Raw genomic sequence first — 21,895 nt, forward strand, 5'->3', positions numbered from 1 at the left:
GAATGCTTTTTCGTTAGCGAAACAGCCCCGGCCGGTAATCCGGCCGGGTCGTAGCGAGCCACGCTCTTAGCTATTGACGATCATTTTAGATCTCCCGTAAGGAGTAGTTGCCGGAACGGCACAAAAATCAATGTCAGCGGCGCACAAGGCAATTTCAAGGCCTTTTTCACTCGACGGTGATTGGAGTCGTGGTTTCTGCCGCAGAATCAGCGATGTGATCCGTAACGATTATTTTCAGGGACGCCTGGCGCGCGGCCACGCTTTCTTTCGCAACGATGGAGTTAATTTCCAAAAATTGGAGGTAGAGCACATCGGTTGATTGCAACGATAACGCCGCCTCGATTGCTTTAGCTCTAGCCTCTGCATTCGGCGGGCAAGAGGCAGTGATTGGCCTGCTTCGCCATGCGTCAATTGCTTGGGTCCGCGGAAGTTCGCCTACATCACTCAAGCCGTCTTTAGTTGACAGGATTGCAAGCGCAGAAATATCCGGTCGGTTCATTCCATCGATTCCGTAATTTCTTATCTTAGTAGCAACGAATATCCGTAACGGATTCTTTGTACCGATTACCCAGTGATTATTTGATCTCTGCCTGATCTCAGAACTACACCAAACACGCTGAATGCGAGCGGCACTTGCTTCGTCAATAAGTATAGTTTCAGCAACTAGCGGATCTGACTTTGTTGCTGTCAGCTCGCGCTTTAAATATGTCGCGGATGCGCCGAGAACACCTATCACGAACGAAGCCATTGTCCCGGACCTTACCTCTTTTGGCATTGCGACAATACCAACGAGGTCACCGATAAGTAATATTAAACACATAATTACCGTTGATAAACCGACGTATTGGAGAGCAAATGTAAAACCCTCATGAAAATACACGGCCTTTGCCAACAGCGAAATTAGTATTAAGAGGACCAATGCAAGAACGCACCAATATACAATTGAGATTATTTTATATCCGGCACCGGCCTTAGTTTCACCGACCCCAGTATCAGACATGGCACGCTCCCAAATGCGCGGTCTACACTCAGAGCATATCACCGTTTCTAGGCAGCGCTACCGACAGGCCTATGTGCATATTTTATGATTTTTGCACGGAATTTACCACGCTGAATCCCAACGGCTTTCCCTGTGCAGAATATACGTGCAAAATTGCCCTATGATTTATGGCTACGCGAGAGTCTCAACCGACGGCCAAAGTGTCGACGCCCAAGTGACGCAGCTAAAGGCTGCCGGTGCGACGAAGGTGTTCGAGGAAACAGCGAGCGGCGCAAAACCAGACCGGGCGCAGCTTCGTCGTGCTCTCGAACGCCTCGGCGAAGGCGACTTGCTGCTTGTTACGCGCCTTGACCGGCTTGCACGGTCAACGCGCGATCTTCTCAATACGCTTGGCTCTGTCGCCGATAAGGGCGCGGGCTTTCGTTCCCTTGGCGACGCTTGGGCAGACACAACCACCCCACATGGGCGACTGATGTTGACGGTCCTGGGCGGTCTTGCTGAATTTGAGCGCGAATTGATCCGCGCTCGCACGGGTGAGGGTCGGGAACGCGCAAAATCACGCGGCGTGAAGCTCGGACGCAAGCCCAAGCTAACCGAGCATCAAAAGAAGGAAGCAATGGGCAGGCGTGAACGAGGCGACGAGACGTTGGCTGAAATCGGCCGTAGCTACAACGTAAGCGGCTGGACCATTGCAAGACTGCGATAGGGATTCAGAGACGCGGCGGACCAAACCTTTTAGCCTTACGGTTTGACGACATGAAAGATGCGCTCAAGCGGATATGCGAACTCCAACCCTATTATTCGGCTGAAAACACCACCGAAATGCGAGAGCGGGGCGCTCAACTCCGGGGCATCCTAAAGCCAGCAATCGAACAATTGGAGCCCATACTCGCGCCAGCGCTCGGGCGATTTGGGAACGACTTCTCCGTAGACGCATCCGACGGGATTGGGCGAAAGACAGAGCTTCCTTGGGTCCGGTTTTGCTCGAAAAGTATGTCGCCGAGCCCCACCGAGGGCTTCTACTCCGTGATCCATTTCTCGACCGACGGGAGCGCCGTCCATGTGACCGCAGGGTGCGGGTCTTCCCGGTTTCATAACGGTAGTTCAGTCCCGCTGCCCGACAGTGAATTAGATGCGCAGACCGCTTGGGCGCGCACCGTGTTGCTTGAAAATTTAGGAACCCTTGAACCGTTTTCCGACGCCCCGGACTTCAAGGCTACGCGGAAACTCCCGATCTCGTTTCAGCGAGCAACAGCAATTGCAAAGCGTGTGCCGTATGAAGAAATTGAAGCTACCGATTTCGAGAAACTTTTGACGCAGGCGGCCGAACGGCTGCGCTACATCTATGAGGCCCAGGCTACGGGCCGTGATTTAAGCCAAGCCGACCAGGCAGAACTCGAATTGCAAGCGGTTTTGAATCCTAGCCACGCGCTTACGTATCGTCAGGGCTATGGGCTTCCGGCTGCAGCGAAAAAGGTGGTTGAACGTCGGGCGATGGCAGTCGCGGAGAAGTGGCTAATAGACAGCGGCTACTTAGTCCACGATTGCTCAAGCAGCCGCCCTTATGATTTCGAAGCAAAAAACGGCAGCGACGTATTAAAGGTCGAAGTTAAGGGGACAACGAGTGACCGCGCGGACGCGCTGCTGATGACGCGTAACGAAGTAGAACTTCATCGGAGCGAAAAAGGCGCTACCGCCCTAATTGTCGTGTCGAAAATCCGCCTTTCAAATCAGAGCGAAGAATATGCCGCCGAGGGCGGCGAAGTTGAAGCAATGCTCGGCTGGGATATCGAGCTATGGGAGCTTGAGCCCACCGCATTTCGTGTGACAAGGAGGCGATGAGGTTTCGCGTTTTATAATAGACCGTATTGCGACGAACAAGTCGCGTCCTATTGTAATTTTAGCCAAACAACTCAGATTTCGCGTGCTGCAGAGTGCCCTCGAACGCGAGCTCTCCTTCAAGATTAATTGTCCAAATCGACTTCGGGTCAGGTTTGAACCCAGTGATTTCTAAGGATGGGCGTCGTAACTCAACCTCTCCAGAATAGTCTAGATATTTTCCACCACTATTCTGTCGAACGACAACGAGATACTTGTTATCTTTTGGCGCATATGGGTACGGAAAGTTAAACGTAAGGATGAGCTTGTCATCTGTAAAAGCAATATCACTCAGAAATAGGCCCTTCCTCAGAAATAAGGAACCCAAAACCTGCTCGGTGCCAGTTAGGTATGGGCAATGGATGTTTCTAGCGGAGAGGAGATATCGGAATGTAGATAAATCCGACTTTGTTCGGAAAACGATCGCGTGCAACCTATCATTAAGCGGGAGACTATCTGGAATCGCGACCTCCGCCATTCTGCAATCGTGTATATATTCTTTTTTGTCCTGAGTTACCGAGCTATCATGGTAGATGGCTTTAAAGTCAAGTGTATCAAAATCGCTGTCGGAAGAAAGCCAAACGTTGCGTTTCCTTTGGATGTTTCCGGCAGAAAAAACAGCATTCGGCATCGTAATGACTTCCGCGAATTTGAATACAAAACAGGCAGGTATCGACATTTGGTTTTCCTGCCTGTAGGGATCACTGCGGCACTTTATACCCTCGGTACGAAGATGGTATCCGTTCTTTGGGCGGAAATATAACCGCGCATTGCCGTGCGACTCCGTGTAAGCTGAGAGCGCCCCCTGGTTAGCTACGTCGTGAAAGTTCGTGACGCGATTGCGTGCAAAAATGCAGCCATCTTCTACAATGCTTATAGCATTGGTGACATGTGTCGTGTGATAAAGAAACTGCGGCCAGAACTTGTGCTGATAGCTTGACGCTAGCCGCTTGCTTTCTTCCTCTATATGTTTTTGTGCACGGGCTATTGAAAGAGGCAAATTTGATCATCTTTCGAGTCAGGCAGTGCAACGGACGTAGCTTTAGCTTTTTTCTCTACCCGACTGATATAAAGTCCGTGAGAAGGAAGCGTATTTTCGCGCTTCATTATCTCGGCAATCTTGACGTAGGGAAGCGCGCCAAGAATCGGGAAAAGGTAAGATTTCAAGCGCCTGGCGTCTCCCGGAAATTGGTCGCTGGAAAGAAATCCAGATTGAATGGTAGCCCACGTCCATTCTAGGAGTTCTGGCCTTAAAAGGACATTTTTGCTGTTCGTTTTTATGAAGATCCCTTCGTCGCCCCATTTCGCTTCAAAGGGCGTCGAATCTTTGAGTGTCTCAAAACGCCCCTTATGTGCGGCGATTTGCGCGTAAACATCATTGCGGAAGTCATCAAAAGAAGCCGGCATCCTAAACGCATGCGTCTCCTTATGCTCCGGAACAAAACCAACCGACACTTGCCGATCATGGACATAGACGGGAATTTCGAGTTTACTTAGATATTTCTCCATCAGCGGCTGCACTTCATCCCAGGATAAATTACCATTTCCGCATCCCAACGGCGGGAATGAGATCGAGGATATTCCCATGTCTTGATAAGACGCGACGAACGTCTTAAGTCCCGCCTCCACGTATTCAATTTTTGACGGCTGCCGCCAAGTCGTCTTCGTTGGAAAATTTAGAATCCAGTGGTCTGGGGCTCGCCATAAATGCAGCTTGCCGACGCTGAGTTCATGTTTGTCGCACAAGCGCTTGTACGCTTTGAACATATCCGGATACCGCTCCTTGAAACCAAGAGCGATACCTTTCCCCATAACGCCGACGACATTCACCGTGTTCACCAGCGTCTGAGCCGGCGAATCAAAGATGCTTGTCCTGACGTAAGTTAGCATGACAGCACCACACTCTCCCCGAATCGGAACTACGTTCTTTTTTTGTTCTAAATTTTAGCGGGTGCAGCGAAGGTTTCCAACAGGGAATTTTGCCCACAGGCAAAGTCAACGTCCGGCGATTGGCGCAGTTCCTTCCCACGGGGTGTGTCAGCTGCTACCGCCCCATTCCGCTCGCCCGATGCCGTGACCAATCGGGCCGAACGTCGCTCGGGCGCGCACCGCAGACCAGACAGCGCAATCGGCGCTTGAGGGTGGGCACTTCGACGGACCCCGGCGATCCGACATATCGACGCTCTCGCGACGGCCGCAGCCGCATTCGACGGCGACGGCGCGGACGCCAAGGCTGCGCATGTTCGCAAGGTCTATGGCCGGGCAAGTGTAGCACGTCGGGGAAGGCATGAGCGCGAGCTTAGGCCGCTGGGGCTCGGGCCGCCAAGATCGGGGCGGCGTCCAGCTGCGCTCGGGGCAAACCCCACCATGGGAAGGGACCAAGCCGGTCGCTCGAATGGCGACCGCGCGACAGCCACGGCCGCGCCTTTTGTGCGTTGCTGACGTATTGCTGACGCGGCTTCACGTCAGCAAGTCACCATCCACCTATGTCTTTGATTTGAATGGTGGGCGCGACAGGGATTGAACCTGTGACCCCTACGATGTCAACGTAGTGCTCTCCCGCTGAGCTACGCGCCCCCTTCCGGGGTCCGCCTCGTCGGCGGTTCGGGTGGCGTGTGTATAGTGGCGGACGCGCCGGGGCGCAAGCGCCTTTCTCGTTAAAAATGCATCCTCCGCTCCCGAACCCACAACGCCCGATCGGGGCGCGCCGAAGCGCGGGCGGGACCGCAACAAAGGTTGACGAAACGTTACATTCTCCGCTCCGTCTCGCGAAAGATTTGTGACAGATGCGGCATTTCATGCCTTGCAGCTTCGACCGGTTATGGCATGCTTGACTTTGCGGCCCTCGCCGGGGCCGCAAGATAAGGAGGTTCCGCATGTCCTTGCAGGGTCATATCGTCGAACTCCAACGCCGCCACGAGGCGCTCAAGAAGGAAATCGAGCAAGAGCAACTCCATCCGAACGCCGACGAGGCGAAAATTCTGGAGCTCAAGCGAAAAAAGCTGCAAATCAAGGACGAACTCGCCAAATTGCAGGGAAGTCCGACGCGCCACTGACGCGTCCCCTGGTCCCCCCAAATTCCAAAGCGAAAGACGTCTCTACATAGGCGGAGGGCGCTCTCCGCCTTATTTTTTGGCGCAACCCCTGCTCGCTGCGAATGCGCCGACAACCACGAGACGCCGCCCAATGCCCGTAACCGCCGACTATTGCCCCGAGACTCTTCACGAGAGCCTGGGAGACCCCTTTTTCGACCGTGTCGAAGCCGCACGCTTTCCAAAAACGATCCTGCGCTTTCGGAACCAGCGCTGGGCGGCGCAGGTCGGGCTCGACGGTTTGACCGACGAGGAATGGATCTCCCACTTCGGCCGCTTCGATCCCCTGCCGGGCGGCCTGCCCCAGCCGCTCGCTCTGCGTTATCACGGCCATCAGTTCCGGGTATACAATCCGGAACTGGGCGACGGCCGTGGATTTCTCTTCGCACAATTGCGAGACGCCGCCGACGGCCGTCTGCTCGACCTCGGCACCAAGGGCAGCGGCCAGACGCCCTGGTCGCGGCGGGGCGACGGGCGGCTGACCCTCAAGGGCGGCGTGCGCGAAATCCTCGCGACCGAAATGCTGGAAGCGCTCGGCGTCGACACCTCCAAGACCTTCAGCCTCATCGAAACCGGCGAGGCGCTCGTGCGGGGCGACGAACCCTCGCCCACGCGCGCGAGCGTGCTGGTGCGCCTGTCGCATTCGCACATCCGGATCGGCACCTTTCAGCGCCTCGCCTTTCATGACGACAAGGCGGCGATCGACCGCCTTCTGGACCACGTCTGCCGCCATTATTTCCCCGCGCTCGCGGAGCTGCCCGGCCCCGGGAAGGCCCGCGCCTTTCTGGAGGCGGTCGTGGCCCGAGTCGCGAAGCTCGGCGCGGGCTATATGGCGGCCGGCTTCGTCCATGGCGTTTTGAACTCGGACAATATCAACGTCACGGGCGAGAGTTTTGATTATGGCCCCTGGCGCTTCGCGCCAGCGTACGATCCCCTCTTCACGGCCGCTTATTTCGACGAGAGCGGGCTTTATTCCTTCGGGCGCCAGCCCGGCGCGCTCGCGTGGAATCTCGCACGGCTCGCGGAATGCCTGCTTCATCTCATCGGCCACGACGCAGCCCAGCAGGCGCTGGACGTCTTCCCCGGCCTGATCCAGCGGGAATACCGCGCCGCGCTCCTGCGCCGGCTGGCGCTCTCCTCCGCCGGCGAAGAGGCCGACGCCCGCCTCGCCAAAGCCTGGACGGATTTCCTGATCGCGACGCGGGCGCCTTTCGAACAAGCCTATTTCGACTGGCGCGGGGGATTGGCCAGCGCCGGGCGCGCCAAGGCCAGCCCTTCGGCGCGCTATTATGAAACGCCCGAATTCGTCGCCGTGCGGGAGGCGTTGGCGGAACATGAAACGACCGAGGCGGCCCGTCTCGATCACGCCTATTTCAAACGGCTCTCGCCCTGCGCCATGCTGATCGACGAGGTCGAGGCCATTTGGGCGCCCATCGCCGACAAGGACGACTGGTCCGCTCTGGAACGAAAGATCGCCGAGATCGCCCTGATGCGAGACGCCTATCGCCTCGCACCGGTCTGAGGCCCGGGACCGCGTTGCGGATTTCCGCTTGAACCCGTCTTGTGTGCGGCGCGATAATCGCAGAGATGATTCACGGCCCCTCGGGGCAGTCTGGTTGCGGCGATGAACGACAATCCCGGCGAGGCGGACCAAAGCGCGATACGCGCCGAGTTGGAGCGCCTGCGCCTCGAACACCATGACCTCGAAGCGGCGATCGACGCCCTGATCGCGGTCGGCGCGCCGGATCAACTCCAGATTCAGCGGCTCAAAAAGCGCAAACTCGTTCTGCGCGATCGCATCGTGCAGCTCGAGGACCAGCTCACGCCGGATATCATTGCCTAGAAGTTAATGAGGCACACGACTTGAAACCCTTTGGCCATAGGCGGCTCCATTGTCCGAATTCGGGACAGAAGCGAACCGCCTCCGGTCAACGAATGGGAAACCAAGTCATGCCTCGTCTCGGTCTTTCGATCAGCGAATCCTACGATCGCCGTCCCAAGGCCCCGAAGCCGGACCAGTACGGCCGCCGCGTCCGCACGGTGGAGGGCGTCCGCGTCGTCGACGCGCGGGAGCATCGGCCGATCTTCACGCCGCTCTATTTCAAGGTTACGGCGGCTCTCGTTCTACTTGCGACGGCGTCGATATCGCTTGCCATGTGGCGGCTCTTCAACTTCCCGCATTGACGTCTTTGGGCATGAAGCCGAGCGCGCGCAACAGTAGGGGCATTGTGAGCCCCTGCACAACGATGGAGAACGCCACCACGGCGAAGGTGGCGACCACGATGACGTCGCGCATGGGCAGCGTGTCGGGGAGCGACAGGGAGAGCGCGAGGCCGAGCGCCCCGCGCAATCCGCCCCACCACAACACGTGTTGCTCGCCAAAGCCGATGCGCCAGCGCGTCGGCAGGAAGAGCGCGCTCAGCGGGTAGACGGTAAGCGCGCGCGCGGCGAGGACGATCCCGATCACCGCGAAAAGCAGCGGCAAACCGTAATCCGCGAACGGCGTGGAAGCGACGTCGACGCCGATCATCATGAAGACCATGGAATTCGCGACAAAGGCCGCGAATTCCCAGAAGCCGTGGACGAACTCCCGGCCCTTGTAGCTGAGATAACTGCGATTCTCCTCGCTCAGCAGGCCGAGGTTGCCCATCATCAGGCCCGCCGTCACACAGGCCAGCACGCCCGAAAGGTGGAAATGCTCGGCGACAAGGAACGAGCCGAAGGCCGCGATGGTGGTGAGCGCGGCCTCGACCAGGTGCTCGGCCGTGCCCATGGCGATGACGATCGCTGTCGCGCCCACGAAGACGCCGACGGCGATACCGCCCAGCACGATACGCGCAAGCGTGGCGAGAATGTCGCCGGCCCCCTGCCCCGCTCCATGGCTCTCGGCCCAGGCCAGCGCCATCACGAACAGCACCGCCGCCGCGCCGTCGTTGAGCAGGCTTTCGCTCTCGACGAGGAGGCGTAGTCGCCCCTTGACGCCATTGTCCTTGAACATGGCGATGATCGCGACAGGGTCGATCGCCGCGATAAGCGCCCCGAAGACGAGCGCGGAGGCCGCCGGCCAGCCAAGCAGCGCGACGCAAGCCCAGGCCACAAAGGCCGCCGAAACGAGCGTTCCTAGCGCCGCCAAAGTGATCAGCGGAAGGGAATCGCGAACCAGCTCGCGCCAGGAAAGCGTCAAGGCTGCTTCAAACAGGAGCGGCGGAAGAATCAGATCGAAGATGAAGTCATGGGTCAGATGCGGTCCGAAGTCTGGACTTGTCGCCGTGATCACGGCGCCGACCAGGACGAGACCGACCGTGTAGGGCAGTTTCACGCGCCGGGCGGCGATGGCGACGATCATTGCGACGGCGAGAACGGCGACGGCTTTCGTGAGTTGTTCGTCCATGGGCCCGGCTCGGATGGCGTGAGGGGAAGCTTGGGCGGTGTTTAAAGCGACCGCCGGGCGAGGTCGATCAAAATCGGCGAAGCGCCAGAGAGACGGGAAATAACGCCGGCCGCCTCTTGACATGATCCGTGTCAAACCTGTTCACTGACGTCAACGGTTCCTTTCGGGGATCAAAAGGGAATGCGGTGCGGGCCTTCGGCCCAAGGCCGCGGCTGCCCCCGCAACTGTAAGCGGCGAGCGCGAGACCAATAAGAGCCACTGGGGCGACCCGGGAAGGCGGTCGAGCGCGACGACCCGCGAGCCAGGAGACCTGCCGTTGTTCGTGGTCACGCGCGAAAGCGCCGGGCGGGGTGCACCGGGGCGGCTCTCATCTGCGTCGCCCCGCCGCGGCGCGGGCGGCGGCCATTCGCAGTGACGGTCCACGTCTGCTGCGAGTCAGCCATGTTTCAACCGCGACGCCGTCTCGGCCTTCCATTTTTCGTCTCAACGATCGCTCTCTCCGCTTCCGCCGCCGCACAGCAGGCGCTTCCGACAATCGACGTCGGCGCGCGCCGTCCCGCCCGCGCGGCCGCGCACGGCCCGCAACCTGCGCAATCGCACGGAACGGGCGGCGCGTCGCCCCTCGTCGCAGCAGTGACGCGCCCGGCGCCTTCCGCTGCGCCGGCGCCACAGCCGTCGGGACCGAAGCCGCCGCCGATCACCTCGTCGAGCGAGAAGTTTTTCACGGGTCCCCAGGTCACGGCCTATCCCTATTCGCGTCCGAGCGAATCGCTTGAAATTGTGCCTGGACTTGTTGTCACGCAGCACTCGGGCGACGGCAAGGCGAACCAGTATTATCTGCGCGGCTTCAATCTCGACCACGGCACGGATCTCGCGATCTATCTCGACGGCATGCCGCTGAACATGCGCACCCACGGCCATGGGCAGGGGTATGCGGACACGAATTTTCTGATCCCGGAACTTCTGTCCTATGTGCTGGCCCGAAAGGGGCCGTATAGCGCGGAAGACGGCGATTTCTCCTCCGCCGGGTCGATCTACATGCAATATATCGACAAGGTCGACAAAGGCTATTTCGGCCTCACCGGCGGCAGTTTCGGCTATGGCCGCGCCTTCGCCATCCAGCCCTACAAGGATTTCGCGGGCGGTTCGGCCTATGGCGCGGCGGAGGCCAACTATTACAACGGCCCGTGGGAGCGGGGCGACAATCTGAGGAAGTTCAACAGCGTGCTGCGCTGGTCGCGCGGCACGGAGACCGACGGCGCGGCGGCGACCTTCATGGGTTACGTCAACAAGTGGTATTCGACCGACCAGATCCCGATGCGCGCCGTGACCTCGGGCCTCAAGTCTCTGTGGGGCACGCTCGACGCCACCGACGGCGGCGCGACGTCGCGCTTCTCGCTCTCCGGGCGCTGGAGCCAGACGGACGGCGATCATTCCACCCGCGTAGAAGGCTACGTCGTTCGCCAGACGCTGGAGCTTTACAACAACTTCACCTATTTCCTCGCGCATCCCGACCTTGGCGACCAGTTCCGTCAATTCGACAATCGCACCATCGTCGGCGTCAACGCCCAGCACGGGATCAAATGGACCGACATGTTCGGAGTTCCCGTCGAGACGCGGATCGGCCTGCAGGGCCGCTATGACGACATCCGCCTGGGTCTGCAGGAGAGCCTGCGGCGCACGCCCTATCAAACGATCGGCAATAATTACGTCGGCGAGGGCAGCATCGGAATCTGGACGGACGCCTCTGTTCATGTAACGCCCTGGCTCACGACGATCGGCGGCGTGCGCTTCGATTATTTCAACGCCAATGTGGCCAACGTCCAGTCGCTCTACGACGCGCCGAAGGTCTTCGACAGCAACGGTTTGCCGGCCTTCGTCTGGGCCGGGCCGTTCAACCAGGGCGTCAAGGGCGCCGCGCTTGTGAGCCCGAAGGCGTCGATCATCGTCGGCCCCTTCTACAAGACCGAGCTTTACTTCAACTACGGCGAGGGCTTCCATTCGACCGACGCGCGCGGCGCGGTGCAGCGCGTCGCGACGACGGAGCTCGGGGATGACGACGCCTTCGTTCCGGTTGCGCGCATTCCGCTGCTCGTGAAATCGCGCGGCGCGGAAATCGGCGCGCGCACGAAATTCATCGAGGGCCTCGATTCGAGCATCAGCTTCTTCTGGCTCAATCTCGAGTCGGAGAACCAGTATGTCGGCGACGCGGGCACGACGGAATTCGGCCGCCCGAGCCGCCGCTACGGCATCGAAATCGCCAACCATTACAAGCCGACGTCCTGGCTGATGTTCGACGGCGACGTGTCCCTTGTGCGCGCCCGCTTCCGCGGCGTCGACCAGCAGGCCTGGCTCGGCTATCTCGATCTGATCGCCCCCGAGGCGCTGCCCTATGGAACCTATCTCGGCAATGCGCCGGGCAATTATCTCTTCAACGCGCCGGCGATCGTCGCGATGGGCGGGCTGGAGATCGGCGAGTCGACGGGCTGGTTCGGCGGGCTGAAATACCGCTATTTCGGCCAGCGGCCGCTGACGCCCGACGGCTACCTCAAATCGCCCGCGACCGGCACGGTCAATGCGCGCCTGGGCTATCGCTGGGCGGACGGCTGGCGCTTCCAGATCGACGCCTTCAACATCTTCAACTCCCGCTCGGACCAGATCACCTACGGCTACGGCTCGCTCCTGCCGAGCGACCCGCTCTACCAGCAGTGCGTGGCCGGAATCGCCCCCGCTCCGGTCTGCGGCGTCGGCGTCATGGACCGCCATTTCAAACCCGTCGAGCCCCCGGCCCTGCGCGTCAGCATCGGAGGGCCGCTGACCGCGTTCTAGCGGCGCAATCCCATTGCGCGGCTTGCCACCCGCACGCCCTTCGTCTATGCGGCTTGGCTTCCCACGCTCGAGCCGATGGATTTTCAAGTGGCGAAGCAGAATGCGCCTGTCGCGGTCATCATGGGGTCGCAGTCCGACTGGGCGACCATGCGCCATGCGGTCGATACGCTCGCCGCGCTCGAGGTTGGCTGCGAGGCGCGGATCGTATCCGCGCATCGCACGCCCGATCGCCTCGTCGCCTTCGCCAAGGGTGCGGAAGCGGAAGGCTTCAAGGTCGTCATCGCGGGCGCTGGCGGCGCAGCGCATCTGCCCGGGATGACGGCCTCCATGACCAATCTCCCGGTGCTCGGCGTGCCGATCGAATCCGCCGCCCTCAAGGGCATGGATTCGCTCATGTCCATCGTGCAGATGCCCGGCGGCGTGCCCGTAGGGACGCTGGCCATCGGCAAGGCGGGCGCCATCAACGCGGCGATACTGGCGGCCTCGATCCTTGCGCTCGAAGACAGGGAGATCGGGGCGCGGCTCGCGGCGTTCCGCGCCCGGCAGACCGCAAGCGTGGCGGAAACGCCGCGAGATGAGGCGTAAAAAATGCTGAAACCCGGTTCGACCATCGGCATTCTCGGCGGGGGACAGCTTGCGCGCATGCTGGCGACGGCCGGCGCGCGGCTGGGCCTGAAGAGCCACGTTTTCTCACCCGTCCCCGACGATCCGGCCTTCGACGTCTGTTCGGCGCATACGCGGGCCGACTTCCTCGACGAGGCGGCGCTGGCCGCCTTCGCGGAGTCGGTGGACGTCGTAACGTATGAATTCGAGAATGTGCCAGCCCGCACGGCGGAGGTGCTCGGGGCGCATCGCCCGGTGCGGCCCAATCCCAAAGTCCTCGCGCTCACGCAAGATCGGCTGATCGAAAAGCAATTCGTCCAGAGCCTCGGCGTCGCCACCGCGCCCTTCGCGGAGGTCGGCGACGTGGACTCGCTGGCGCAGGCCGTGGCGCGGCTCGGGCGCCCCTCTATTCTGAAGACGCGGCGCTTCGGTTATGACGGCAAGGGACAGGCGAAGATCGTCGACGGCGTCGATCTCGCCAGCGCGTTCAAATCGCTCGGCGGCGCGCCCTGCATCCTCGAAGGCTTCGTGCCCTTCGCCAGGGAAGTCTCCGTCGTCGCCGCGCGCGGGGTCGACGGAGACTTCCGCGCCTACGACGTCTGCGAAAATGTGCATGAGAACCACATTCTCGCGACCACCACGGCCCCGGCGGCGATCAGCGAGGCGGCCGCGACGGCTGCGGTCGGCATAACGCGCGCGATCGCGGAAGCGGCCGGTTACGTCGGCGTCATCGCGGTCGAAATGTTCGTCGTCTCCGACTCTGCAGGCGAGCGTCTCGTCGTCAACGAGATCGCGCCGCGCGTGCACAATTCCGGCCACTGGACGCTCGACGGCGCCGTGACCTCGCAGTTCGAGCAACATATGCGCGCAATCGCCGGCATGCCGCTCGGTTCGACCCGCCGTCATGGCAGGGAGGTCGTCATGCGCAACCTCATCGGCGCCGCCGCGGACAAATGGGCGGACATCCTCGCCGAGGACGGCGCCTGCCTGCATCTATACGGCAAGAAGGAAAGCCGCCCGGGTCGCAAAATGGGCCATGTGACGCGGGTGAAGGCCTGAGGCGGGCGGCCCGCCTCCCCTACCCCTGCGCCAGCCAGTCCTGAGCATTCTCCAGAATCGCCGTGATCGCCGGGTGGTCGACCTTCCGGCGCACGGTGATGGCGTAGAAGCTCTCCGACACGCCGTCCAGTTCGCCGATCTTCTTCACGCCGTACTGCCTCTCGATCTGCTCCGCCACCGCGACCGGGGCCACAAAGAGCCCCACGCCCGCCGCCGCGAAGGTCTTCATCAGCGCGCTGTCCTCGATCTCGGCGCGGATCGCGGGGAAGATACGCTTGGCCTCGAACCACAGATCGAGCGACCGGCGGAGCGCGGTCGCCGGCGTCGGGAAGAGGAAAGGCGCGCCTTCGAGCGATCTGGGGAAATTTTCGATATATTTCTCGGCCACCTCCGGCGCGCCGAAGACCGCGACGCCGCACTGGCCGAGCAGGTGATTGTAGACGCGACCGCCGACGGAGGCCGTCGCCGGAGCGTCCGCGAGCACGAGATCGACGCCGTGGAGCGAGAGTTCCGCGAGCAGGCGCTCGACCTTGTCCTCATGGCAGACGACCTGCGTCTCCTCCGGGTTTTGGAGGGCCGGTTCGATGAGCCGGTAGACGACGAGCTTGGGAAGCGCATCCGCGATCCCAACGCTCAGCCTGTGCCCGAGCGCGCCGGCCCTCCCCTTCAGCGCGTTCGTGAGTTCGCGCCCCAGCGCGAAAATTTCGTCGGCGTAATTGAACACCGTGCGCCCCTTCTCCGTCAGGGTCAGCTTCCGGCCTTCCTTGCGTAGAAGCTGTGCGCCGATCGCATCCTCGAAAACGGCAAGCTGGCCGCTGATCGTCGGCTGGGCGAGGCGCAGTTTCTCGCTGGCGCGCGTCACGCTGCCCTCGCGCGCGACGTTCCAGAAGTAGAAGAGATGCTGGTAGTTGAGCCGGTCCATGTTCATCCATCGCAAATGACGATAGATTACATAGATATATTCTAATTTTCAATAGGCGGCTCGGATGTTTGAGTAAGAGGGGCTCGCCCGATCTCCCGATGCGAGTCCCCGTTTGCGTCCGGAGCCCATCGTGACCCGCTTTGTCGCACTCGTCGTCTTCGTCGCAGCGCCGACGCTTTCCGCGACGCAAGCGCCTTCAATGGACTTCTACGAGAGCCTTGGCAAGCCTCGAGAAAAACAGCGCGACGGTCGGGATGCCCGATCGGATCGCGTCGCCTGTCCTGCTCAGCGCGACGTCGCCGCCGGCTCGGCCCGCCGCCAATGGCCGGACGCTCGATACTACGGACGCCACGAGATGGCGTTCGATTGACGAGCAGGCGTCGGAACGCTCCGCCCGCGTCTCACTAGCGCAATCGCCTGCCCCGCGCCGCGAACCTGCAAACCGTCCCAGCGCGACAACTGCGGCGACGGCGTTTGATTGACTCCCCGCCCGCCCGCGATAAGGTCGCTCAATCGCAGAATATTTTTCTTTCCGGGAATGAGCCGCGCGAATGGGCAATGGACGGATTTCCGAGACGACGGGCGTCATCGTCGCGCTGCTGCTCGTCCTTGCCGCGTGCTACAACGCCCAACCCGTGATCGAGCCGGCGATATTTGCGGTCTTTATCATCGAGATCGCCTGGCCGATGCAGAAGTGGCTGCAAGAGCGGATCGGCAAGGCGGCGGCCCTTGCGATCACCTTCGCAGTCACCTCGGTCGTCGTTCTCGCGCTATTGCTGCTGATCGTTTGGGAAGGACGGCAGATTGCGGATTGGATCCGGGAAAACCTGGACCGCATACAGGAGTCGTTGATCCAGTCGACGTCCTGGCTTGAAGATCATGACATTTTCATTTTCGCCGCCATCGCGGATCAGTTCGACGCCCCGACCATCTTGCGCATTCTCCAGGTCGTCGCCCTTCGGATCAACACGATACTGGCGTTCGCCTTGATCGTGATGATTTATGTGATCCTCGGTCTCGGAGAAGCGAGCATATTGGCCGAGCGCGTCGCGGCCTGGAAAAATCCCGAGACGAGCCGCCATCTTCTCGTCGCGGGCCGGCGGATCGGTGAGAAATTTCGCAAATATATGGCCGTGCGCTCTATCGCCAGCGTCGCGACGGGCCTTGCGGTTTGGGGGCTCGCGCGCTTCATGGGCCTCGAACTGGCCGCGGCCTGCGGCGTGCTCGCCTTTTCGCTGAACTATCTCCCCTACATTGGATCGCTGATCGTCACCGTGTTCGTGCCGCTCTTCGCTTTCGTGCAGTTCGGATCCATCGAAACGACCGCCTTCGTCCTCCTGGGCGTCCTGTTCATCCAGGCTGTCATCGGCAGCTATCTCGAACCCGTTTTCGCGGGCAGGGCATTATCGATCTCGCCGCCGCTCGTGCTTTTCTCGATCGTGTTGTGGAGCTTTCTATGGGGGGCTCTCGGCGCCTTCCTCGGCGTTCCGCTCGCGATCGCGGCGATCACCCTCTTCGAGGAGTTTCCTTCGACGCGCGGCTTGGCCGACCTGTTGTCCGGCGGCCGCAGCGTCGTCAGCTGACGCCGCTCCTGCAACAGATTCAGCCCGGAAATCGTGATAGCGACGAGGATCAGAACCGCCGCCGCGACGGGCCACTTGCGAAGAAGCGCCTCGCCACGGTCGATGGTCTCGCCGGCGGCACCGGCAGGGCGGAGCATCCGCCGCACAACTGCTGCAACGTCGCCCTCGGGAACTTCCGGCAGACGATCGGCCCAGCGCCGCCCGATGATCGCCAGAAAAGCGCCCGCGACGATCGGCCAGAGCGCCTCCCAGAAGAGAGCGCTGTCGAGCGCGCCGAAGCCGAGGTTCTCCGCCTCGAAATAGTATGCGGACGGCGCCACGATCGAGGCTGCCGCGACAGCGATCCATGAGCCGACCATGGCGGGCCCCATCCTTTCGCCATAGGGCGTGGCGGCCGCAATTGCGCGCCGCAGGAAGTGCAGCATCAGCAGCGTCGTAGCAATCGCCGAAAGCGTCGACAGCGCGCTTGCGAGCCCGTCGCCAAGCGGCTGCTTGATTGCAAGCTTTGCGACGACGCCGCCAGAAATCGGCAACCCGGCGAGACTCAGGGCCAGCAGGCCGGCAAGCGGCGCCAGCCGTTTCAGGCGGGACGGTCCGCACCCCGACAGAACGCCGACCGCGAGAAACAGCCCGCCCTTCGCAAGACCATGATGGGCCGCGTAAAGCGCGGCTCCCATGGCGGCGCCGGCGTTTCCCGCTGCGAGGCCCGCGCCGAGCGTCGCTGCGACGAGACCCATCTGGCTCACGCTCGAATAGGCCAGCACGGCTTTCGCGTTCCTTTGCGTGAGACCGACGGCGACGCCGTAAAAGGCTCCGAACCATCCGAGCGCGGCGAGCGCCTCGCCCCACGGCGGCAACGCCTGATCGAACGGGAAGAAACGCACGAGCCCGATGACGCCGGCGTTGACGGCGCCGCCGCTCAGAACCGCAGCCGCCGGGACAGGAGCGGCGCGGTAAGTCGAGGGCATCCAGATATGCAACGGAAGCGTGCCGATCTTGCTTCCGAAGCCGAGGATCAGCAGGCCGATCGTCGCGTCGCGCCACGGAGACGCGTTCAGGTTTGCGACGCAGTCGGAGATGAGCAGGCTTCGATCCGGAGTCGCCGCCGCGAGCAGCGCAAAGGCGAGAATCAGAAAGGCCTCCCCGAGCAGAGCGACCGCGAGATACAAACCGCCCGCGTCGTCCCCGGCGCGCGCCCGTGCGACGACAAGGCCATAGGCCGGCAGGCTGACGAGCGCGAAGAAAAGATAAAAGCTCGCGAGATCCGCCGCCATGAACACGCCGATATTGCCGATCAGCGTCGCGAGCCAGAAGGGAACGAACGCGCCGCCACGCACGTCGTCGTCAAGGTAAGCGGCGGCGAAAATCCCGGCCGCGCTCCACAAAAAGGCGGTCACGCCCAACAGCAGCGCGCCTGGCCGATCGAGGACGAGGACGATCGGATAGATCATCTGATCGATGACGAGCGGCCCGGAATCATGCGCCAGAAAGGAGGCTGCGAGGGCGAAAAGCGGCGCGACCGTCAGATAGACGGGCGTAAATCTGCGAAGGCGCGAAGAAGCGCTGGCGAGCAGAAACAGGAACGGAACCGCAAGGGCCAGGGCGAGCGTCTGCGGCCCATGGGCGAAAGTTGCGAGCGCGGGAAAAACATCGTCGCTCATTCGACCCTTCCAATCGCCGCGGGCGCGCCGACTTCGAGCAAGGACGACAACTCCGGCGGCGCAAATCCCAGGACAATTGCGAAAAGAGCAAGGGCCATGGCGAGCGCGACGCCTCCGGGCGGGAGGCTCACGGGCGCGGAGTGTCCGGTCTCGGCGGACGCGAGCGCGAGCGCGATCACGCGATAGAGATAGGTCGCGGTCAACAGCCCGCCGAGAACCATGACGGCGGCCAGAGCCCATTGGCCGGTTTGGACGGAGGCGCTCAGTAGGAGCCACTTGGCGTTGAAGCCGCCGCTTGGAGGAAGGCCCATCAAGGACACGCCCGCGAGCGCGAAGATCACGATGGGCATCGGCGCCCTGCGGCCAAGGCCGCTGAACCCGGACAGACGATCGTGACCCAAAACGTCGGCGATGAGGCCCGCCGAAAGAAACATCGCCGCCTTGGCGAAAGCATGGGAGATCGCCTGAAGCGCCCCGCCGCTCCATGCTGCGCTCGCGGGCGCCCCGTGGCCGAGGGCGAGCGGAAACATCAGGAACAGATATCCGATCTGGGCGACCGTCGAATAGGCGATGATGAGCTTCAGGCGCTCCTGACGCAGCGCGAGGATGTTTCCGGCGAAAATGGCCGCGCAGCCCAGTATGGCGAGAACGGCCGCCGGCGCCTCGCTCATCTGCTGGGGCGCGAGATTGAGCCACAGCCTGACGACGACGAAGAAAGATCCTTTCACGACAAGCGCCGAGAGAACGGCGCTCGCCGGCGGCGCCGCGCCGGCATGCGCGGGCGGCAACCAAAGATGCAGGGGAAAGAGCGCGGTTTTCGCGAGAAGCCCCGCGGTCATCGCGGCGAGCGCAATCGCCGCCGCCGGCTCCGGCTTCATGATTTTCGCGAGAACGCCGATATCGAGCGCGCCATAGGCGGCGTAGACGAGCGTCGCGCCCAATAGGTAGAAGGCGGATCCCAACAATGCGAAGAGCAGGTAGCGCATTGCTGCGACGAATGTCTCCCTTTGTCCCTTCAGGCAGACGAGCGGCACGGCCGCGAAAGTGAGCATTTCCAGCGCGACATAAATGCTGAACAGATCCCAGCCGAGAAAAACGCAATTGAGCGCCGCCCAGATCGCAAGCAGCAAAGTCCAGAATCCGAAGTGCGCGCGGCCTTCCCCCTCCCCCGGCTTCGCCCGAAAGACGTCGCGGGCAAAGAGGCCCGCCGCCGAGGCGATCAGCGCAGTCGTGACGAGCATGGCGGCCGCGACGCCATCGGCTCTTATGGCCACGCCGAGCGGCGGCGGCCAGTCGCCGATGAAATAGACAAGCGGACGCTGGTCGCGCCACACGACGAAGGAGATCGCCGCAGAAAGCGCGACGCCGATCGGCATGAACGCGATGGCCGTCCGTTGCGCCCTGTATCCGCCCAAAACAACTGACAGCAGCATCGCGCCGACAGGCAGCGCGATTGCGAGCGGCAACAGCATGCCCTCCGAGCCCGACGAAACTGGAAAAAGCGCCGAGACGGCCATCAGCTATCGGGCTCCGGACGGTCTGCCTCTGCCCTAGACTCATCCGCAAGAAAGGGCGACCCGGTTTCCGCGAAATAGCGCAACAGCAGCGCCACTGCGAGCGCCGTGGCGGAGAAGGCGACCACAATTCCCGTGATCACCAAAGCCTGTGGCGCGGGATCGGCGCCAAGTCCGGCCGCCGCGCCTCTGCGCGCGACGGCGCCGAACAGGAGAAATACGCCGCCGCCCAAGACATTGAAGGCGACGATCTTGCGCAGAAGATGCGGATTGGCGACGAGCCCGAAGAGGCCCATGCCGATCAGCGCCGCGCCTGCGAGCCCGGCCAGAGTCACAGCGGTCATCTCAGCTGTTTCCCTCTGCTCGGCGCTCCGAGCGCGAGCAAGCCCAAGGCAATCGCAATCGAAAACGTCAACGCCGCCTCGATGACAAGAATGAAAGGCTTCGCGTAGCCTTCGGGATAGGCCAGAAAAGCGCCCGCGAGCGTGAAACCCGCGACGCCGATCCCGAGAAACAAGACGGGCCCGCCGATGAGCGCAAATCTGAGCCAAGGACGGCGGATGGGCGGCGGGTCTGCAAGGCCTGCGACCATGGCGAGAACCCAGACGGCCGCGAGAACAGTGCCGCCCTGAAAGGCGCCGCCCGGCTCTGTCGCGCCTGTCCAGACCAGATGCACGCCGACGAGAATTCCAAGTGGAGGAAGCGTTTGCCCGAGGAAGACGAGCGGCCCTTCGACGCGCGCGTTCCCCGGACGCGGGGGACTTGCGCCCCAATCCCGGTCGGACGCGAAACTCCACACGCCGACGACCGCAAAGACGAGCACGACCGCTTCGAGCAAGGTGTCGATCGCGCGATACGAGAGCAGAACCGCCGTCACAGGATTGCCGAGGCCCGTGGACGGAAGATGCTCCGCCGCAAGAGGCGCAAGCGTCGGCGCCGGCGTCGGCAGCGAGAGAAACGCAATGGCGATCCCTGCCGACAGAGCGGCGCAAAGAAGCGCGATTGCGCCTTTACCAGAGCGTCCGAGCGGTCGCGGGTCATAGCTGTCGCCATGGCCGATGCGCGCGGCGGCGCCAATCAGCAAAGCGCCCGTCACGCCGCCGCCGATGGCGGCTTCCGTCAGCGCGACGTCGACGGCGGAGAGACGAACCCAGACGAGCGCGAGAAGCAAGCCATAAGCGACGAAAGCGACGACCGACGCAATCGCCTGCCGCGCGACGATCGCGTAGAAGGCGACCGCCAGCGTCAGCAGAGCGAGGCTCGCGTCGAAAAGGAAGACGAGAGTCATCTCTTCGCGTTCCCTTCCTTTGCCCGGCGCGCGATGAGCTGGCTGAGCGTCGCCCCGCCGAGCTGCGCGATCGCCCAAACCAGCGCGAGCTTGGCGGCTGAAAGAAAATCGCCGCTCTGCGGCAGCAATCCCAGAACAATCAGCCCGAGGCCGGCGCTGTCCGCCTTCGTCAGCGCATGAAGCCTGGTCAGCGTGTCCGGAAAGCGCAGCAAAGCGACAGAGCCGGTCAGAAAGAAAAACAATCCGCCGCAGACGCAAAGTATCGTGAAGGCGTCAATCGCGAGCGTCGTCATCGGAAGCATTCGAGTTTTCGCTGAAAGCCGTCACAAAGGCGACGCCGGAGAAAGCGGCGAGCAATGCAAGAACGAGCGCGACGTCGGCCGCTCCGCGCGCCCCGCGGACCTCCGCGAGCAATAGCGCCGCTACGCCTCCGGTTCCAAGCAGCTGCGCCGCCATCATACGGTCTGCGTCGCTCGGCCCGCGAAGCACGCGAAAAAGCCCGACCGCCACTACGAGCACAATTATCGCCGCCGCGATGAAAAAGAAATCAGCCACGCACGCCTCTCAGACCGAGCGCTTTTTTCACGCGCGCCTCATCCGCGGCGAGCGACGCGGCGATGGGAACCCTGTCATCGAGACAATGCACCAGAAACACGTCGTCCTGTTCGGTTGCAATCACCACGCTGCCCGGCTGCATCGAGACGAGCGCGGCAAAGGCCTTTCGCGCGGGCCCTTGTGGAATGTCCGAGACAAAGGGCGCCAGACACGGCCGCAACGGAAGATCTCGACGAAGGGCGCGCCGGGCGATGTCTGCGCCGCCGGCGAGAGACTGGAATGGAAGCCTGAGCGCAATTTCGGCGCAAGCGGCAAGGTTCACGCTACCCCTTGCGGGCTTCAGGAGATACAGGCTCGCCGCCGCCGCGCCGACCGCCGATACGAGGCCGACAAGGAAATCCGCCGCCGAAAACCCGGAAATGACGGACCATAGGCAAAGAAAAATCGCGGCTCTGCCAACAAAGCCTATCATATCGCCTCACCTTCCGCCGCATCCCGAGCGCAGCGACTCCAGGCACAG

Annotated in this window: 22 protein-coding genes, 1 tRNA gene, 1 pseudogene and 1 riboswitch; of the genes and pseudogenes, 11 read left to right on the forward strand and 13 right to left on the reverse strand. The window is 62.0% G+C overall.

The features are described 5' to 3' along the window. Window positions 1-166: 166 nt before the first annotated feature. Entirely contained in the window at window positions 167-1,000 is an 834-nt protein-coding gene (locus tag ACV959_RS11655) for a hypothetical protein (RefSeq protein ID WP_475736762.1), read from the reverse strand. A gap of 160 nt (window positions 1,001-1,160) precedes the next feature. Between ACV959_RS11655 and ACV959_RS11660 the strand changes: the two genes are divergently transcribed. Together ACV959_RS11660 and ACV959_RS11665 are read left to right on the forward strand one after the other, a co-directional pair. Then, window positions 1,161-1,706, forward strand: coding sequence for a recombinase family protein (locus ACV959_RS11660; protein ID WP_475736763.1), 546 nt, complete (start codon window positions 1,161-1,163; stop codon window positions 1,704-1,706). Window positions 1,707-1,756: 50 nt separating this feature from the next. After that, a complete protein-coding gene (locus tag ACV959_RS11665) occupies window positions 1,757-2,842 on the forward strand; it encodes an MrcB family domain-containing protein (protein WP_475736764.1) in 1,086 nt (361 codons plus the stop codon). A gap of 58 nt (window positions 2,843-2,900) precedes the next feature. Here ACV959_RS11665 and ACV959_RS11670 read toward each other — a convergent pair whose 3' ends face one another. The 3 genes from ACV959_RS11670 to ACV959_RS11680 form a co-directional block, all read right to left on the reverse strand. Then, on the reverse strand, window positions 2,901-3,878 hold the full coding sequence (locus ACV959_RS11670) for a DarT ssDNA thymidine ADP-ribosyltransferase family protein (RefSeq protein WP_475736765.1): 978 nt from the start codon (window positions 3,876-3,878) through the stop codon (window positions 2,901-2,903). Further along, window positions 3,863-4,768 carry a macro domain-containing protein gene (locus ACV959_RS11675; protein ID WP_475736766.1) on the reverse strand — a complete coding sequence of 302 codons (906 nt, stop codon included), beginning with the start codon at window positions 4,766-4,768 and terminating at the stop codon, window positions 3,863-3,865. The genes ACV959_RS11670 and ACV959_RS11675 overlap by 16 nt, the downstream gene beginning before the upstream one ends. A gap of 612 nt (window positions 4,769-5,380) precedes the next feature. Then, window positions 5,381-5,455, reverse strand: a tRNA-Val gene (locus ACV959_RS11680). 299 nt (window positions 5,456-5,754) lie between these two features. On the opposite strand from ACV959_RS11680, the gene ACV959_RS11685 reads away from it, so the two are divergent. The 4 genes from ACV959_RS11685 (at window position 5,755) to ACV959_RS11700 (ending at window position 8,154) form a co-directional block, all read left to right on the forward strand. Continuing rightward, complete coding sequence (locus ACV959_RS11685; RefSeq protein WP_475736767.1) at window positions 5,755-5,934, forward strand: YdcH family protein; 180 nt, start codon at window positions 5,755-5,757, stop codon at window positions 5,932-5,934. A 130-nt stretch (window positions 5,935-6,064) separates the two neighbouring features. Beyond that, entirely contained in the window at window positions 6,065-7,492 is a 1,428-nt protein-coding gene (locus ACV959_RS11690) for a protein adenylyltransferase SelO family protein (RefSeq protein ID WP_475736768.1), read from the forward strand. A gap of 102 nt (window positions 7,493-7,594) precedes the next feature. Beyond that, window positions 7,595-7,813 (forward strand): YdcH family protein, encoded by a 219-nt coding sequence (locus tag ACV959_RS11695; RefSeq protein ID WP_475736769.1) that lies wholly within the window; start codon window positions 7,595-7,597, stop codon window positions 7,811-7,813. Between the two features lie 107 nt (window positions 7,814-7,920). Continuing rightward, a complete protein-coding gene (locus ACV959_RS11700; protein ID WP_475736770.1) occupies window positions 7,921-8,154 on the forward strand; it encodes a hypothetical protein in 234 nt (77 codons plus the stop codon). Here the strand turns inward: ACV959_RS11700 and ACV959_RS11705 are convergent. Then, window positions 8,138-9,361, reverse strand: coding sequence for a cation:proton antiporter (locus ACV959_RS11705; RefSeq protein WP_475736771.1), 1,224 nt, complete (start codon window positions 9,359-9,361; stop codon window positions 8,138-8,140). The two genes, ACV959_RS11700 and ACV959_RS11705, sit on opposite strands and share 17 nt — an antisense overlap. A 137-nt stretch (window positions 9,362-9,498) precedes the next feature. Next, window positions 9,499-9,693, forward strand: a riboswitch (cobalamin riboswitch). 109 nt (window positions 9,694-9,802) lie between these two features. On the opposite strand from ACV959_RS11705, the gene ACV959_RS11710 reads away from it, so the two are divergent. The 3 genes from ACV959_RS11710 to ACV959_RS11720 all read left to right on the forward strand — a co-directional run bounded on the left by ACV959_RS11710 (window position 9,803) and on the right by ACV959_RS11720 (window position 13,852). Beyond that, the gene (locus ACV959_RS11710) at window positions 9,803-12,190 is read left to right on the forward strand and encodes a TonB-dependent receptor (RefSeq protein WP_475736772.1); all 2,388 of its coding nucleotides are present in this window, start codon (window positions 9,803-9,805) and stop codon (window positions 12,188-12,190) included. Window positions 12,191-12,310: 120 nt separating this feature from the next. Then, window positions 12,311-12,775: a 5-(carboxyamino)imidazole ribonucleotide mutase gene (purE, locus tag ACV959_RS11715; RefSeq protein ID WP_475739655.1), complete on the forward strand. Its 465-nt coding sequence runs from the start codon at window positions 12,311-12,313 to the stop codon at window positions 12,773-12,775. 3 nt (window positions 12,776-12,778) lie between these two features. Beyond that, window positions 12,779-13,852 (forward strand): 5-(carboxyamino)imidazole ribonucleotide synthase, encoded by a 1,074-nt coding sequence (locus ACV959_RS11720; protein ID WP_475736773.1) that lies wholly within the window; start codon window positions 12,779-12,781, stop codon window positions 13,850-13,852. A 19-nt stretch (window positions 13,853-13,871) separates the two neighbouring features. On the opposite strand, the gene nhaR is transcribed toward ACV959_RS11720, so the two are convergent. Beyond that, the gene (gene nhaR / locus ACV959_RS11725) at window positions 13,872-14,774 is read right to left on the reverse strand and encodes a transcriptional activator NhaR (protein WP_475736774.1); all 903 of its coding nucleotides are present in this window, start codon (window positions 14,772-14,774) and stop codon (window positions 13,872-13,874) included. Between the two features lie 130 nt (window positions 14,775-14,904). Between nhaR and ACV959_RS11730 the strand changes: the two genes are divergently transcribed. Continuing rightward, window positions 14,905-15,144, forward strand: coding sequence for a hypothetical protein (locus ACV959_RS11730; protein WP_475736775.1), 240 nt, complete (start codon window positions 14,905-14,907; stop codon window positions 15,142-15,144). 181 nt (window positions 15,145-15,325) lie between these two features. Beyond that, window positions 15,326-16,357 (forward strand): AI-2E family transporter, encoded by a 1,032-nt coding sequence (locus ACV959_RS11735; RefSeq protein ID WP_475736776.1) that lies wholly within the window; start codon window positions 15,326-15,328, stop codon window positions 16,355-16,357. 605 nt (window positions 16,358-16,962) lie between these two features. Here the strand turns inward: ACV959_RS11735 and ACV959_RS11740 are convergent. The 7 genes and pseudogenes from ACV959_RS11740 to ACV959_RS11770 all read right to left on the reverse strand — a co-directional run. Further along, window positions 16,963-18,018: pseudogene (locus tag ACV959_RS11740) on the reverse strand (proton-conducting transporter transmembrane domain-containing protein); the annotation flags it as partial. Beyond that, window positions 18,015-19,535, reverse strand: coding sequence for a complex I subunit 5 family protein (locus tag ACV959_RS11745; RefSeq protein ID WP_475736777.1), 1,521 nt, complete (start codon window positions 19,533-19,535; stop codon window positions 18,015-18,017). The gene ACV959_RS11745 and the pseudogene ACV959_RS11740, both read right to left, overlap by 4 nt. After that, window positions 19,535-19,876: an NADH-quinone oxidoreductase subunit K gene (locus tag ACV959_RS11750; protein WP_475736778.1), complete on the reverse strand. Its 342-nt coding sequence runs from the start codon at window positions 19,874-19,876 to the stop codon at window positions 19,535-19,537. The genes ACV959_RS11745 and ACV959_RS11750 overlap by 1 nt, the downstream gene beginning before the upstream one ends. Then, a complete protein-coding gene (locus tag ACV959_RS11755; RefSeq protein ID WP_475736779.1) occupies window positions 19,873-20,820 on the reverse strand; it encodes a Na(+)/H(+) antiporter subunit B in 948 nt (315 codons plus the stop codon). Before ACV959_RS11755 ends, ACV959_RS11750 begins: the two co-directional genes overlap by 4 nt. Further along, entirely contained in the window at window positions 20,817-21,122 is a 306-nt protein-coding gene (locus ACV959_RS11760; RefSeq protein WP_475736780.1) for a cation:proton antiporter, read from the reverse strand. Before ACV959_RS11760 ends, ACV959_RS11755 begins: the two co-directional genes overlap by 4 nt. Continuing rightward, entirely contained in the window at window positions 21,094-21,375 is a 282-nt protein-coding gene (locus tag ACV959_RS11765) for an MrpF/PhaF family protein (protein ID WP_475736781.1), read from the reverse strand. Before ACV959_RS11765 ends, ACV959_RS11760 begins: the two co-directional genes overlap by 29 nt. Continuing rightward, entirely contained in the window at window positions 21,368-21,847 is a 480-nt protein-coding gene (locus ACV959_RS11770) for a Na+/H+ antiporter subunit E (protein ID WP_475736782.1), read from the reverse strand. Before ACV959_RS11770 ends, ACV959_RS11765 begins: the two co-directional genes overlap by 8 nt. Window positions 21,848-21,895 lie beyond the last annotated feature (48 nt).

It is taken from the genome of Methylocystis sp. Se48, from assembly GCF_056269425.1.